General features: G+C 41.6%; 12 protein-coding genes. 2 read left to right on the forward strand and 10 right to left on the reverse strand.

The genetic code is table 11. The features are described 5' to 3' along the window. Positions 1 to 25 precede the first annotated feature (25 nt). From AC4PHB_RS05450 to AC4PHB_RS05465, 4 genes are all read right to left on the reverse strand, one after another. Positions 26 to 1,192, reverse strand: a complete 1,167-nt coding sequence (locus AC4PHB_RS05450) for a DUF438 domain-containing protein (protein ID WP_492137611.1) — start codon at positions 1,190 to 1,192, stop codon at positions 26 to 28. Positions 1,193 to 1,354: 162 nt separating this feature from the next. Beyond that, the gene (locus AC4PHB_RS05455) at positions 1,355 to 1,900 is read right to left on the reverse strand and encodes a GNAT family N-acetyltransferase (RefSeq protein WP_492137612.1); all 546 of its coding nucleotides are present in this window, start codon (positions 1,898 to 1,900) and stop codon (positions 1,355 to 1,357) included. Between the two features lie 70 nt (positions 1,901 to 1,970). Then, entirely contained in the window at positions 1,971 to 2,780 is an 810-nt protein-coding gene (gene zupT / locus AC4PHB_RS05460; RefSeq protein ID WP_492137613.1) for a zinc transporter ZupT, read from the reverse strand. A gap of 71 nt (positions 2,781 to 2,851) precedes the next feature. Next, entirely contained in the window at positions 2,852 to 4,633 is a 1,782-nt protein-coding gene (locus AC4PHB_RS05465) for a diguanylate cyclase (protein WP_492137614.1), read from the reverse strand. A gap of 184 nt (positions 4,634 to 4,817) precedes the next feature. Between AC4PHB_RS05465 and AC4PHB_RS05470 the strand changes: the two genes are divergently transcribed. Together AC4PHB_RS05470 and AC4PHB_RS05475 are read left to right on the forward strand one after the other, a co-directional pair. Next, entirely contained in the window at positions 4,818 to 5,708 is an 891-nt protein-coding gene (locus tag AC4PHB_RS05470; RefSeq protein WP_492137615.1) for a foldase protein PrsA, read from the forward strand. 145 nt (positions 5,709 to 5,853) lie between these two features. Beyond that, a complete protein-coding gene (locus tag AC4PHB_RS05475) occupies positions 5,854 to 7,377 on the forward strand; it encodes a helix-turn-helix domain-containing protein (RefSeq protein WP_492137616.1) in 1,524 nt (507 codons plus the stop codon). A 155-nt stretch (positions 7,378 to 7,532) separates the two neighbouring features. On the opposite strand, the gene AC4PHB_RS05480 is transcribed toward AC4PHB_RS05475, so the two are convergent. From AC4PHB_RS05480 to AC4PHB_RS05505, 6 genes are all read right to left on the reverse strand, one after another. Continuing rightward, positions 7,533 to 8,939, reverse strand: a complete 1,407-nt coding sequence (locus AC4PHB_RS05480) for a sodium-dependent transporter (RefSeq protein ID WP_492137617.1) — start codon at positions 8,937 to 8,939, stop codon at positions 7,533 to 7,535. A 190-nt stretch (positions 8,940 to 9,129) separates the two neighbouring features. Beyond that, positions 9,130 to 10,080 carry a DUF697 domain-containing protein gene (locus AC4PHB_RS05485; protein WP_492137618.1) on the reverse strand — a complete coding sequence of 317 codons (951 nt, stop codon included), beginning with the start codon at positions 10,078 to 10,080 and terminating at the stop codon, positions 9,130 to 9,132. A 12-nt stretch (positions 10,081 to 10,092) separates the two neighbouring features. Continuing rightward, entirely contained in the window at positions 10,093 to 10,959 is an 867-nt protein-coding gene (locus AC4PHB_RS05490) for an NYN domain-containing protein (RefSeq protein WP_492137619.1), read from the reverse strand. 2 nt (positions 10,960 to 10,961) lie between these two features. Continuing rightward, positions 10,962 to 12,551 (reverse strand): NAD(P)/FAD-dependent oxidoreductase, encoded by a 1,590-nt coding sequence (locus AC4PHB_RS05495; RefSeq protein ID WP_492137620.1) that lies wholly within the window; start codon positions 12,549 to 12,551, stop codon positions 10,962 to 10,964. Continuing rightward, positions 12,544 to 13,266 carry an AIR synthase related protein gene (locus tag AC4PHB_RS05500; protein WP_492137621.1) on the reverse strand — a complete coding sequence of 241 codons (723 nt, stop codon included), beginning with the start codon at positions 13,264 to 13,266 and terminating at the stop codon, positions 12,544 to 12,546. The genes AC4PHB_RS05495 and AC4PHB_RS05500 overlap by 8 nt, the downstream gene beginning before the upstream one ends. Positions 13,267 to 13,424: 158 nt before the next feature. Then, positions 13,425 to 14,762 (reverse strand): hemolysin family protein, encoded by a 1,338-nt coding sequence (locus tag AC4PHB_RS05505; protein ID WP_492137622.1) that lies wholly within the window; start codon positions 14,760 to 14,762, stop codon positions 13,425 to 13,427. Between the last annotated feature and the right edge of the window lie 28 nt (positions 14,763 to 14,790).

Here is a 14,790-nt window from a genome sequence, read left to right on the forward strand (position 1 = left end):
GCTCGCTACACCGTCATTATGCTCCTTAATCCCACTGAAGCAGCCTTCTCTCGCCCTGCAGCTGCGAAATCTCCGTTATATCCTGACTTACCTCAATTACTCCCTTGTAGCTTCCTGAATCGTCCCTTAGGGCAAAGTACTGAATCAGTATCTTTTTACCTTTTATATTGATCCAGAAAGTCGCCGTGTCCCTTTCTCCTCTTTTAAATGAGCTGACTATCTCCTCAACTATATGGACGCTGTCCGGTGGATGACAATTTTTGACATCGCGTCCTATTATGGCAGGGGATCTTGGGAATATCCTGTCCTTTGGTCTTGTGAAGAACCTGACTTTATTGTTTTCATCTACAAAGGTCATATCCACAGGCAGTGAACTGAATACCAATGCCAGCTGCTCCATAGTCAGTTCGCCTGTTTCAGTCTTAAAGGTTCCCGATATGCCGTCAACTTCAATGGACTCCTTTATAAGCTCCGGATCCCATGTTTTCTGTATATACGGGAACTCGTATTCGTGACTTTGCTTGTGCATATCGTACCACTCGTTCTCCTCCAATACCTCACTGGCTGAAGGAAACAGAATAAGTTCCTCTTTTCTTACAAGGCCTAATACTCCAAAAAACATTTCAGCAATTGCTACGTTGATCGAGTGGTCATCGCTGGATGGATCCTTTATCAACTTTATAGCGTATTCGATCTCTCTTTTTACCTCATCGTGAAGAGCCCACATTATTGTAAGGCCTTCGAATTTCTCCATCCTCTTTTCGAGATATGGGAAAAGAATGTTCTCCTTTTTAGTGTAATGGGGATAGAATTCCATAAGCTCTTCTACCAGTGGAAGCAGCTTTTGTCTCCTTATGGATGATACAGGCTCCCTTATTACAACCTTTATTCCTTCTATTTTTTTCTTCATTTCCTCGTTTTCAAGAATCAGGTCGAGGAGAAAGTTGTCGTTCTTCGGTCTTTGGTATCTATAATTAGAAAGGCTTTCATAAAATACATTGATTATCTTATCAAGGAATACCAATACCTCATTCTCCCTGAATCCATCTTGAAGCAATCCGTGGAATATTTCGAATGCATCCTGAGGAGTTACAGTATCAATATCCTCCTTGTACTCCAAATACAGACTCCTTCCGTCCTCCTTGGAGTTTAGTCTTTTGATGTAGGTTATAAGCCGATTTATTTTATCCATATTACCCTCCTTCGGTATATAAGACTATTATATCATTTATAGACGCCCAATATCAAAGACCCTGTCTGATTTAAGGTTACAATTTGATTACTTCAGGCAGTTCAAAAATAAAAAGTCCAGATACAGCTTTCTTAAGCTGCTCCGGACCTGGTTTGTCTTATTCTATTTTTTCCCAAATATTTTGACATACTCATCTTTCGTCATTGAGTAGCACAGGTCGTCACATACCCTGCCGTCATATGTAACGGTTGCATTCCTCAATATTCCTTCATAGGTAAATCCGCATTTTTCTATTACTCTCCTGGAACGCTCATTGTCAGGATAATGATAGACTGACAACAGGGATACCTTCATCCCTTCAAAGGCATATTTCACCAGTGCAAGAGTCGCCTCAGTGCATAGTCCTTTCCCCCAATAATCCGGGTTTAGAACATAGCCAAGCATTCTCGCTCCTTTGTTGTCACGTTTACGATCCTTATGTACCCCGATAGAGCCTATGACCTTGGAGTCTTCCTTGTGCTCCAAGGCCCAGATCTCATTGTTGTTTGAAAAGTTCTTTAAAAGAAGAAGCGCTTCCTCTCTGTCTCTATGATAATCCCAGCCGGCGTTTGGACCAACGAGAGGATTGCTCGAATACTCATAAAAATCTCCAATATCGCTTAGCTTGAACCTTCTAAGCTTAAGTCTGTCAGTTTCAATTGACGGCATAAATACACCCCGATCACCTAATATTGCAATAATTATATCAAACGAAATACTTGTTGGGAATAGTTTACAGCTATAAAAGAATGAGGCTTGTAGCCATAAGTGCCATGCCTCCTATCATACCCCATATAGCTATGTGGTGCTGACCGTATTTCTCAGCTGTGGGCAATAGCTCATCAAGAGATATATACACCATTATACCTGCGACAGCGGCGAAAATGTAGCCGAACATTGAATCATTGAAAAAATTCATAAGCAGGAAATAGCCGGCTGTTGCTCCAAGAGGCTCTGATAAGCCTGACAAGAATGAATACTTGAAGGCCTTCTTTTTACTCCCAGTCGCAAAGTATATAGGGACAGATACTGCAATGCCTTCAGGGATATTATGGATAGCAATAGCCACTGCAATGGATATACCAAGAGAGGGATCCTGCAGTGCACTGATAAAGGTTGCCAGCCCCTCTGGAAAGTTGTGGATGGCTATTGCAAGGGCAGAGAACAAACCCATTCTCATGAGCTCGTGACTTTCGTCAGGCACTATCCTCATCTCCCTGACGTCCCTCATTTCGTGTGGATTCTCGCCACTGGGAACGAATTTGTCAATTAGTGCAATAATAGCTATTCCTGCAAAGAATGCAAGGGTAGTTGCTGCCAGTCCCATAGTGGGTCCGTATATACCCTCGAGCGACTCCCTCGCCTTGGCAAAAATTTCGACGAAGGACACATATATCATGACTCCTGCTGAAAATCCAAGAGCTGCTGAAAGGAACTTCTTATTTGTCTGTTTGGTGTAGAATGCCAGTGCACTTCCTATACCTGTTGATAATCCTGCGAAGAGGGTTATCCCGAATGCGAATAATATCTGACTTGTGCTTGGGTTCATAATGCTCCTCCATGTAAGTTCAATTTAATGTTATATAAGATTACCACAACTCTTATCTACGTAATAGATGATCAGCATAATGCTTCTCCACTATCCAAAAGCCTTACGAATATCTCAGTAATTTTGGGATCAAATTGAGTACCTGAATTATCTATAATCTCAATAATTGCATCCTCTCTTGAAAGTCTCTCTCTGTAGGGTCTGCCTCCTGTCATTGCATCATAAGCATCTATTATGGCTATGATCCTCGATAGCAAAGGTATTTCCTCTCCCTTAAGGCCTGATGGATAGCCTTTCCCATCCCATCTCTCGTGGTGTGAAAGGATGTAGTCAGCAATTGCAGCAAGATCCATAGATGCCATTGCTATTCTGTAGCCCATCTCAGGATGTCTTCTCAGAACTTCCCACTCTTCGTTGGTAAGCGGCTCCTTCTTACTTAGAAGTTCTGAGTCTATAGTTACCTTGCCAAGGTCATGTATGGAAGCCAGCATGATCAACTGCTGGACCATTTCCTCATCAAGATGAAGCTCTTCGCCTAATCTTTGAGCTATACACTGAAGAGTAGAAAGATTTTCCTCTCTCATTTCGCCTCTTCTGGTCAGCATACCTCTGATGGATGCCAGTATGCTGTTGTGTGAGCTTCTGTGTTCAAATAACTTATTTTTATACATAATATCTTCAGCATTTCTTATGGCTTCGTCCAGGCTTTCTTCTCTGGTGTTTACAGTATCAAGTCCCAGTGAAATGCTTATCTTTATAGGAGTATCTCCATTGTCCTCATTGTATACCCTGGTGCCTTTCTCTATTCTCTCGAGGACTGTCCTCGCAGTTTCCTTAGGAGTGTGTGGGAGGAATATGGCAAATTCGTCTCCGCCTATCCTTGTGACAATATCTGTGCTCCTCACTGACTCTTTGAGAATATTTGCGGTCTCCTTGATGAGGCAGTCACCCAGTTCGTGACCAAAGGCGTCATTTATCATTTTCAGGCCATTTATATCTCCGATTATAACAGAGATCGGAAGCGCATCGTCAAAGATCAGCTGAGACGATATCTCAGAAAAATAACGTCTGTTATACAGCCCCGTCATTGAATCATGATAGGTCAGGAAATTGATCTGCTCCTCCCGTTTTTTCTGATGTGTTACATCGACTATTATTCCTTCAAGTGCCTCTATTTGACCATCGATGTCATAATTGGCCTGTCCTTGCTCATAAACCCACTTTAGTTTGCCTTCCTTTGTCTTTATCTGGTATTCAAGATTATATGGACGATTCTCACCTGCAGCAAGATTAAGAGTCTCCCATACATAATCCCGATACTCTTCTTGTATTATTTCGTTAAAAGTTATGATCGAGTTTTGTATCAAGTCCTCAGGATCGTACCCGGTAAGCCTTTTGCAGCCATCTGAAATATATTCCATGGTCCAGTCCCTGTCTAATATGCAACGATAAGCCATACCTGGAATATTTTCCAAAAGTCTGAGCTTCATTCTCTCAGATTTAGAGGTATCTTCAGTTCCGGTTACAACAACCAGGGCATACTTTCCTTCATCCAGCTTAATAGCTTTTGCCTGGCAGCTGCAGCCTAAAATACCAGTCCAATTCTCTGAAGAAGAAGAGTTTCGTACAGACTTTGATATTATAATTTTAATCTGCTCAAGCAAAAAGCTACCCATTACATTGCTAAGTAATGTACTTTCCCTTGGGATATCTATCCTAAGTACTTTCTTGATACTTTCATTAGCATCTATTATAATCATGTCTCCTGGATCGTTACTGGTACTAGGGGATTCCAGTATCATAAAGCCTATGGATGCCTTATTCAATATAAAAGCACTTATCGCTGAATCCATTGCTGAACCTCCAAATCATTAACAACACACTTTTGCTGTTTATACCCATAAAGCTATCCAGGATAACCGCACCAGTTCAATCGATTTCACCAAACTTTCATCTTTCAGATTTGTTTTGTAACCCCATCAATTCTTTTTTTGTGGTATACTGTATAGGTATTAACAGGAGAGGAGAGCTGAATAAATGAAAAACATTTTAAACAAAAAAGGAAAATTGACTGCACTTATAGCTATAGTGCTGATTTTTGGGGCTTTAGCAGGAGCTTGTTCAAACGCAGGTGATGAAGAAGTCGTAGCTATGGTGAACGATGTTAAGATCACTAAGGATGAATTCTATGATTATCTTGTTGAGCAAAATGGAGAAGAAGTCCTGGAAGCTTTGATCTTAGAAAAGATGTTGGATTTGGAAGTAGAAGCTAACAACATCGAAGTGACTGAAGAAGAGATCGATGCTGAGTACGCTGAAATGGCAGAGGCTTATGGTGGAGAAGAGGGTCTTCAGAGTACACTTCAAATGTATGGTTATACAGAAGATAGCATAAGAAAAAACCTGAAGCTGAATCTTAGCATAGAAAAGCTTATGGAGCCTTTGATAACTGTAAGTGATGAGGAAATCGCACTGTATTTTGCTGAGAATAAAGAGGATTTTGACGTTTCAGAGCAAGTCAAAGCTAGCCATATTCTTGTTGCAACTAAAGAAGAGGCCAACGATATTCTCGAAAAACTGAACTCAGGTGAAAGCTTTGAGGACCTTGCAAAGGAGTTTTCTTTGGATACCAGCAATGCCGGCAACGGTGGTGATCTAGGATATTTTGGAAAAGGTGCCATGGTACAGCCATTTGAGGAAGTTGCATTCAGGCTTGCTGTAGGAGAAGTAAGTGAACCCGTTGAAACGACATTTGGCTTCCACATAATAAAGATTTTTGACAAGAAGGCTGCTGAGGAAGCTACTCTTGATGGTTCAAAAGAAGCAATAACTGAGGTCCTCAAGGAAACAAAGATGACTGAGGCTTATCAGACCTGGTACAGCGAAGTCAAGGGCAAATACACAGTTAAAAACAACTTATTCAACTAAATGATATTTATACGGGGTGCTAAATAGCGCTCCGTTTTTATTTCATCCAGAAAAGCGCAAAATCATCAAAAATTCAGTTAATAAATCATTGCAATATTGCGTAAAAGTACCTCACAGGTTATAATTGTTTAGGGAGTGTGAGAGGATGAAATTTTTTGAGAAGCTTAATTTATTGCTGAACATGTTTGGAATTACTAATTACCAGCTTGCAGAAGCACTGCAGGTGGACGTCTCTTTGATAAGCAGATGGCGTACAGGTAATCGATTACCTTCTGAAAGGAGCAGGCATCTGGAGGATATCTCCAAGCTTATAGTAGACAAAGCTTATGAAAAGGAAATGCTTATTGACCTGATTGAGCAGCTTGGGTTGTCGCTTTCATCTGCTAAGGGAGATGCAACTACAATCAAAGACCATCTGATCCAGTGGCTAAAGGATGAAGCCCCTGTCAAGAATGCCAGTCTTATCAAAAATCTTATTGAGAAAATCGAGTTCTTTGGTATTGATCATGATGATCAGAATTTAATGGAAACAGCTGACCCGGACGACTTTCTTATAACTTCGGATTATGTCGGCCTTGAAGGAAAACGTGATGGAATAAAGAGATTCTTATTTGAAGCGAGCCTACTGGAGCCTACAAGTATCTATCTCTATAGCGATGAGCCGTTATCATGGCTTATCGACGATGTAAACTTCTATTTTACCTGGACACAGCTGCTTAATAAGGTACTACAGCGTGGCCACAAGTTTACCCTGGTCCACTCTGTTGAGGGTGAGCTTGAGGATATTCTCGGTGCAATAGAGAAGTGGCTTCCAATCTACATGCATGGAAATCTTGAGTCATATTACTACCCTACGGATAATTGGGGTCCATTTAGACAGACGTTAATGATCGCCGGTGAATCTTTGGCACTTACGTCTGCCTCGCTTGACAACAGATCCGACTCACAGCTGAACTATTACATTACCGATAAAACGAAGGTAAAGTCATTGATCGAAACCTTTAACGGTCTTATTGAAAAGTGCCAGCCATTACTGAAGGTATTTACTGATAAGAACAGAACAGAATACTTTAGTGAGCTTCTTGACGCTGAATCGATATTTTCTGAAACCTGCGCATTCAGCCAAAGCCTCAGCTCGATAACTATGCCAGTTACTGTCATTAACGAGGTACATGAAAGTGCAGGCTGGATGGAGGAAAGTGCTGAGAAATTCCTTCTAAAAAGACAGGAGCTTTTCTTTGAATGCCTTAAAGATAACAGATATATCGAGATTCTATCTTTGCCAAGTGTAGAGGATATTAAATCAGGAAAAGTGATGATCGATCTCAGCCACTTCTTCCCGGATGGTCCCCTACCTTACGAGCTAGGGCATTATAAGCAGCATCTTATAAACGTGATCTCGTTATTGGAGACCTATGAGAATTACAGCGTGATATTGCTTGATAAAAAGCTTTTCAAGGGCATTAAAATATTGGTCCGGAGAGATGCATTTTCTATCATCTCCAGATACAAACCCAGACCTGTCACTATATCATTCAAGTATAATGGCATCAACAAGGGTCTTTTTGATTACATTAATGAAAAGATCAAGGAAGCCGACCAAAAGGCTTATGACAGGGAGATCGTACTTGCAAAGCTTAAAGAGCTTCTCAGAGCATTGAATCAATAAGTGATCAATATAATCTGAAGGCGATTGCTGCTGAGCGATAGTTATTAGTTCGTAGATAACCAACCCTTTGAAGTATTTCTTGATGAGATCGAAAAAACACAAATAGCATAAAAAAATTGCCACCCAATTGGGTGGCAATTCCACTTTTTTGATCGTTATAGCTTCTTGGAGAATATTGCAAGAACTGCTATTATTGCAAGTCCAAACAACATCAAGCTTCTTTGAGCAATTCCCATGATACCTGTAACTGCTATTATACCGATCGCTACTGGTATTACAAACTTGATCAGGAAATACCAAGCCTCAAACAGCTTGAACTCTTTAGTTCCATTGTTTGTCATTTCAGCCTTCAGCTCGTTCTTATCCATGAACCAGCCTACGAATACTGCCAGTATCAAACCACCGATCGCAAGGAATATCTTGTCAGTAAGGATATCGAAGAAGTCGAATGCTCCTACTCCAAGGAATGTTACTCCAGACATTACTCCCAGTGACAGTGATGATAAAATACACATTACTGCCATTATAGCTGATGAAACGTATACTGCTTTCTTTCTAGCCCATCCTCTTTCATCCATGAGGTATGCTACAACTACCTCAAGAAGTGATACTGATGAAGTCAAAGCTGCTACTGCAAGAGCAAGGAAGAAAACAACTGATAGAATAGTTCCAATTCCACCCATTTGAGCAAAGATTTGAGGCATAACTACGAATACCAGACCAGGGCCAGCTGACATTTCCATACCGAAGGAAGCCATAGCTGGGAACATCGCTATTCCTGCAAGCAACGCAACACTCGTATCCATTAAAGATACTGTCAATGCACTTGAAGGGAGATGCTCGCTCTTGCTTAGATATGATCCGTATGTTATCATACAGCCCATACCAAGACTTAGTGAGAAGAAAACTTGACCTAATGCTGCAAGTACAGTGGCGCCAGTTACTGCTGACCAATCAGGTTTGAAAAGGAATGCAAGACCTGCACCTGCTCCAGGAAGAGTAACGCTTCTGATGATTATTGCAATAAACATAACGTATAAGCTTGGCATGAGGATCTTGCTTGCTTTTTCAATTCCGCCTGCAACACCCTTTGCTACTATAAGGATATTTACTATCAAGTATAATACCATCCAAACCAATGGCTCAACCGGATTGGTTATAAAAGCACCGAATGCGTCCCCTATTGTAGCTGGGTCTGCTAAAAGACCTGTTGCTGATTTAACCATATAAGCAGATGCCCAACCGCCTACTACTGGGTAGAAGCCCATTATAAAGAATCCGCTAAGTACTCCTAGAACTCCGGCAAAGGTGAAGTTCCTGTTTTGCTTCTTATAGGCACCAACTGCTGCAAGTCCTGTCTTTCTACCAACAGTAAACTCAGCCAGCATTATGCTCATTCCTACCAAAGCGACGATAACCAAATAAATTACAATAAATGCTCCACCGCCATTCTCGCCTGCCAGGTACGGAAATCTCCAGATGTTGCCAAGGCCTACTGCGGAACCTGCTGCTGCCATTAGGAATCCAAACCTAGAACCCCAATTCTCTCTTTTGTTTTCCATTAAATTCCCTCCTTTAATTTTGGAATAATAGGAATCATCCCATCTATAGAATATATTAATACATCCTTTGATTTTTGTCTACTCTGAATTTACAGATTATTAAGACAAGTTTGTGAATAGCTTGACAGTCAATTTCGGTTCACTAAATATCGTTGCTTGCTGTCCTCATATGGGACGATCTGGTACTATTCTAAAATTTGAAGGTATTTTTTGCAGCATTCTTAGCCCCCTTTGCAAAGGCTTTTAAAATAAGAACCGTATTGTCCTTCATAACTTCACCCAACATGCCACAGGCTTCTATAGTCGCACTTCTCCTTAAAGCCTTTCTTTCCGGAGTTGTTATTGAACTGAGATATCTTTGAGCAATACAGCCTACTCTAAGGGTCAGGAGAGCATTTACTGAACCTTCGGTTATTGAATTCACCACAAGATTTGTGGCCATTACTGCTCCAGGAATGAGCGTCGCCATTCCTCCGCCCAGTATAGATGCAATAAGAGGTTCAACTTGCTCATCCAAAAGGTCCATGTCTTCAATCCCTCTGGCCATAAGAACTGTTGCAGCAACATTCCCATAAAGAGAAGCTAACCTTGCCATTGAAGGCCGTTCTTCATAGATCCTCGATATCTCCCAAAGCATTTTTGTCAGCGTTCCCAGTACAAAGAAGCTGTCCAGTACTCCGTTTTGTGAAATCGCGGTGGATAGGAAAACTCCTGTGGCTTTTCCTTTCACAAGCTCTCTGGACTTTTTACCTAATATCTCATTTGCACGAATGATCTGCTCTTTTAAATCAAACTCATCGGAGAATCGGTAGTCATTCTCCTTAAGATACTTGTTTCTCTGAAGCCTTCTTCTAGTTTCCTGAAGGTATAGAGCGAAGTCAGGAGAGTTCTCATCCTCTGGAATTGGAAGGGCCTTTCTGAAGCTTAAGAAGCTGATAATAGGCAATAGTAATAGAGAGAGAAGCAAAAGTAGTAAAACAACCAGAGTTATCTGTCCTAGCAAGGGGTGGATCGCTGTCATAAAGGATGTGATCTGCATTACATTATTGAAGATAATGATCAGAAGCAGAACAAGAAGTCCTAACCCAACTTTTATTAAGGCTTTAATAATCGGTTGAAATGTATCAATAGGCTTTTCCATTATTGATCTCCTCTAAGTTTTCTTTCTCTTCCTATAATATGGGCGTTTCTTCCTTTGTTCAAGGACAGGCTCCGCTTCTGGCGGTTCCTCCTCGGACCTAAGGGAAACCCAAAGGGACGTGCCGCCCTCGCCTCCAGACTCTATTTTCAGAAACTCGATTTTCTTAAGGAATTTGGAGAGCTTGGTATCTCCATAGTTTCTGACATCAAAGTCAGGATATCTCTTAGCCAGTCTATTGCCAATCTCGCCCATATTCATTCTTTGATCTTCTCCTGATGCCTCAGCAAGCATCTTTTTGATTGCAAGCTTAATAACGCTCAGGTCAGTCATGCTCTTTTCCTGATCCTCAGCAATAGTTGTCTTACTCTTTCCGTTCCCCGAGGTCCCATTTCTGCTATCCTTGTCCTGGTCTCTGTCTTCATCAAGCCCCATTGCCTTTTTCTCCGACTCAGCCAGGACGTCAAGATACTTAAAAAGGTTGCAGGCTGAAATGAACGGCTTTGGAGTTTTTCTCTCCCCCATGCCTATGACCATCATCCCCGATTCTCTAAGCCTGGCAGAAAGCTTTGTAAAGTCGCTGTCACTTGATACTATACAGTAACCATCTACGTTGCCTGAGTATAGAATATCCATGGCATCGATTATCATGGCTGAATCTGTAGCATTCTTTCCAACAGTGTAATTATACTGTTGAACTGGGGTTACTGAGTTTTCAAGCAATACATCCTTCCACGCTGCTGCACCGGGTTTAGTCCAGTCACCGTAGATCCTTTTATAGGTGGCAGTTCCGTAATTGGCTGTTTCATCCAGGATGTACTTGATATATTTCGCAGATACATTGTCAGCATCTATTAGAACCGCAAATCTCTTATCATCCAAATTTATCTCCCTCCCTTCCAATTTCCGATCTTTTCAGCAACTCTTATTCCATCTACAGCCGCAGATATTATTCCTCCAGCGTAGCCTGCGCCTTCTCCTACCGGATACAAGCCCTTAATATTGGTCTGCAGGTCCTCGTTTCTTGTTATTTTCACAGGTGATGAGCTCCTTGTTTCGACTCCTGTCATGATTGCATCCGGTCTGGCAAACCCTTTAAGCTTCTTATCAAATTCAATTATTGCCAGCTTCATGGTTTCTGTAACATAAGAAGGAAGGCACTTCCTCAGATCTGTCATAACTACGCCCGGTTTGTAACTGGGCTCTATTCCCTTATATTCCTTTGATGGTCTGTCCATAAGAAAATCTCCTACCAGCTGAGCCGGTGCCGCGTATGAACCTCCTGAGGCTTCGTAAGCACTTCTTTCCCAGCATCTTTGAAACTCCACTCCTGCCAGCGGATGCTCGCTTCCAAAATCTTGGGGAGTTACATTGACTAAAAGAGCAGCGTTTGCGTTAATTTTGTCTCTTGCCCTTTCGCTCATACCGTTTGTGACTATCATTCCTTCCTCTGAAGCTGCAGCTACTACTATGCCACCAGGACACATACAGAAGGTATAGGCTGATCTTCCATTGTCAAAGTGACCAGACAGCTTGTAGTCGGCAGCCCCAAGCCTGGGGTGTGTATACAGCTCTCCGTATTGGCTCCTGCTTATCATTTCCTGTGGGTGCTCTATCCTAACACCGATGGAAAATGCTTTTTGTTGGATACTGATCCCAGAGGTATACAACATCTCAAAGGTATCTCTTGCACTGTGGCCTAATGCAAGGACTACTTTATCTGTCTCCAATTCGTCGGTCCCATTGATTATCACTCCAGCAATTGCTCCATCTCTTATAATAAGGTCAGTTACTTTCGCCTGGAATCTGACCTCACCTCCCAGGGAGATGATCCTTTCCCTTAGGTTCGAGACTACGGTCCTTAATATGTCCGTGCCTATGTGAGGTTTATTTACATAGAGGATATCCTCAGGTGCCCCCGCTTCAACAAAATACTCCAGTACCTTTCTGCAGCGTGGATCCTTGATCAATGTCGTGAGTTTTCCATCTGAGAAGGTTCCTGCTCCACCTTCACCGAATTGAACATTCGACTCTGTATTAAGTGCACCCGTTTCCCAAAATACCTCAACATCCTTGATCCTTTCATCAACCCTTTTACCTCTCTCAAGGAGAATAGGTTTATAGCCAAGCTCTGAAAGCACCATTCCTGCAAACAGTCCAGCAGGACCTGTGCCGACTACTATTGGTCGTATAGAATCCTTCTCAGCTGTCTTAGTATATTTAAAGCTTATGCCCTCTGCAATTGTCACGCCTTTTCTTGATAGCCTCTTCAGGACTTTATCCTCATTATCAACCTGAAAGTCGATTGAATAGACAAAGCTGATCATTTCTTTTTTCCTTGCATCGATAGATTTTTTATATATTGACCAGCCTTTTATATCTTCCTGTCTTATCCCAAGTGTTTTGGATAAAACATCAGGAAGCTGTCTTTCGCTTTGCGCAAGTGAAAGCTTGATTTCAGGTACTCTAAGCATCAGCTTTACCTTCCTTTACAGGATCGTACTTTGAACCTAGTATCGTAAGCTTCTTACCAAATAATTCTCTAAGGTCATCTATGGAATCATGGCTTGCCTTTACAATTACACAAGTAGCTGGTCCTGCAGATTTTTTCAAATCTATTCGTGTCTCTTTTGGCTTTACTCCGAATTGGCTCAATTCCCATTCAACACCATGGGATCCGACAGGGACTATTTCATAAACGCCTTCTGCTTTAGTCAGTCTGATGAATTCTTCGGGCAAAATCATTTTATCCGGATTTTCAAGAACCTCAATTCCTACAAGAGGTTCTCCAATAAGTAAGTATACCGGATTATTACAAACTTTTTTTTTGCTTTTCTCCCTAACACCTGTCAGAGTTATAGTAATGGTCGTCTGGTGGACCTTAAAATTCTTCTCACTGCTGGATATGTGGGGGACGTTTATAAATCCAAACTCTCCAAGACACTTTTCAATACCTGCTTCAGTCTTATTGTGGTCCTCCAAAGCTGCTATGTGGTTAAATGCATAGCCAACTGGTCTTGCACCAAGAGAAATTAGCTCCATTAAAGCTACCTTGCATGCCGTCCAGGCTACTTCTTCTATTTCCAACGGAAATAAATCTTCCTTAAGGTTTCCTATCCCTGTACATCCATCGGTTGTAATAACCAGCTCATGAGAATTACCTAAGTCAATAATTGCTGCATCTCTCAATCAAATCATCCTTTTCTTGCGTAATATCCAGTGAATATCTAAATTTTACAGTAATTATGCCTTTTAGTCCAGTAGAGGCTCATTGCTTAGAGCTATACAAAATATAAAACCCTGGTCAGCCTATATGGCTAATAAGTCCAGGGGTCTTATCAATTACTCTAATCTTCTTTCTTATCATGAGCATCTGGCCTTGATATCCTGACTGTAACGATCCTTTTATCCTCTACACTCTCAACTTTAAATGAAATGTCTTCTAAAGTAAGCTCCGGACTGTCTCCATCATCAGGGATATAACCCAAGTGATGGATTATAAATCCTCCCAATGTATCGTAGTCCTCTGTTTCTTCATCAAGTTCAATATCCAGCCTGCTGTTGAGTTCCTTGATGGAAACTGATCCCCGTGCCAGGTATGTATCCCTTTCGAGTAGCTTTACATCCGGATCGTCATGGTCATATTCATCATCGATATCCCCCATGATCTCCTCTATAAGGTCTTCCATGGTAACAATACCTGAAAAACCACCATATTCATCTATCAAAACTGCCATGTGCTTTCTTGTATTCTTAAGCTCAAGGAACAGATCGTTGATATTTTTTCTCTCCGGAACAAAATATGCTGGCCTCAGGATACTTTTTATGTCGACATTAAGAAATCCCGATTTGTAAGCTTCGAGAAGGTAATCTTTTAAATAAAGTATACCGATCACATTGTCGATATCCTCCTCGTAGACTGGTATCCTCGAATATTTTAAGGACAGTAGATCATCTATGTAATCCTCGATCCGATCATCAGCATCTATCATATAGACCTCTGTTCTAGCTGTCATTATCTCCTCTGCAAGCTTGTCATCGAAGCTAATTACGCTTTTTATCATTTCTCTCTCGACTGGGTTAATGAAGCCTTGCTCGTGTCCCACCTCGACCATAGAGCTTATTTCTTCCAGCGTTACCTTAGCCTCTACGCCCTCCTGACTAACCCCCAGCAGTCTAAGTATGGCATTTGTAGAAATAGAGAGAAATGTCACGAATGGGTGCATGACCCTGGCTACCAGACTGATTGGTCTTACTGCCAGCATGGCAAAGCGCTCAGCATGGTTTAAGGCTATCCTTTTTGGTACCAGCTCACCTATGACCAGCATGATATATGAAAGTAAAAGGGTTATTCCAATAAAGGCAATATCCTTGCCAAAGGGTACTCCCAGAGATTCCAGCTGACCTCCAAGGGCTGTCGATATGCTTACAGCTGCAGAAGCTGACGAGAAAAACCCCGCAAAGGTTATTCCTACCTGAATCGTCGATAAAAACCTTGATGGCTCCTTCAGGATGTCCAGAAGAAGTTTAGCCTTCTTGTCTCCCTCTTCAGCTTTGTTCATCAATCTTATTTTGTCAGCTGACACCATAGCCATCTCTGAAGCTGCAAAAAAAGCATTTATCAACGTAAGTACCAGTATTAGTACCAACTTGCCAGTTATATTAACATCCTGATCCAAACCCATATTAACATCTCCTTAGCTTCTACCCAAT

It is taken from the genome of Gudongella sp. QWL-04 (assembly GCF_058683975.1).

What these genes read in the sequence shown, in the direction of transcription:
- AC4PHB_RS05450 (WP_492137611.1), bottom strand. Translation starts at nt 1,192, where the DNA reads ATGGATAAAATAAATCGGCTTATAACCTACATCAAAAGACTAAACTCC.
- AC4PHB_RS05455 (WP_492137612.1), bottom strand. Translation starts at nt 1,900, where the DNA reads ATGCCGTCAATTGAAACTGACAGACTTAAGCTTAGAAGGTTCAAGCTA.
- zupT (WP_492137613.1), bottom strand. Translation starts at nt 2,780, where the DNA reads ATGAACCCAAGCACAAGTCAGATATTATTCGCATTCGGGATAACCCTC.
- AC4PHB_RS05465 (WP_492137614.1), bottom strand. Translation starts at nt 4,633, where the DNA reads ATGGATTCAGCGATAAGTGCTTTTATATTGAATAAGGCATCCATAGGC.
- AC4PHB_RS05470 (WP_492137615.1), top strand. Translation starts at nt 4,818, where the DNA reads ATGAAAAACATTTTAAACAAAAAAGGAAAATTGACTGCACTTATAGCT.
- AC4PHB_RS05475 (WP_492137616.1), top strand. Translation starts at nt 5,854, where the DNA reads ATGAAATTTTTTGAGAAGCTTAATTTATTGCTGAACATGTTTGGAATT.
- AC4PHB_RS05480 (WP_492137617.1), bottom strand. Translation starts at nt 8,939, where the DNA reads ATGGAAAACAAAAGAGAGAATTGGGGTTCTAGGTTTGGATTCCTAATG.
- AC4PHB_RS05485 (WP_492137618.1), bottom strand. Translation starts at nt 10,080, where the DNA reads ATGGAAAAGCCTATTGATACATTTCAACCGATTATTAAAGCCTTAATA.
- AC4PHB_RS05495 (WP_492137620.1), bottom strand. Translation starts at nt 12,551, where the DNA reads ATGCTTAGAGTACCTGAAATCAAGCTTTCACTTGCGCAAAGCGAAAGA.
- AC4PHB_RS05505 (WP_492137622.1), bottom strand. Translation starts at nt 14,762, where the DNA reads ATGGGTTTGGATCAGGATGTTAATATAACTGGCAAGTTGGTACTAATA.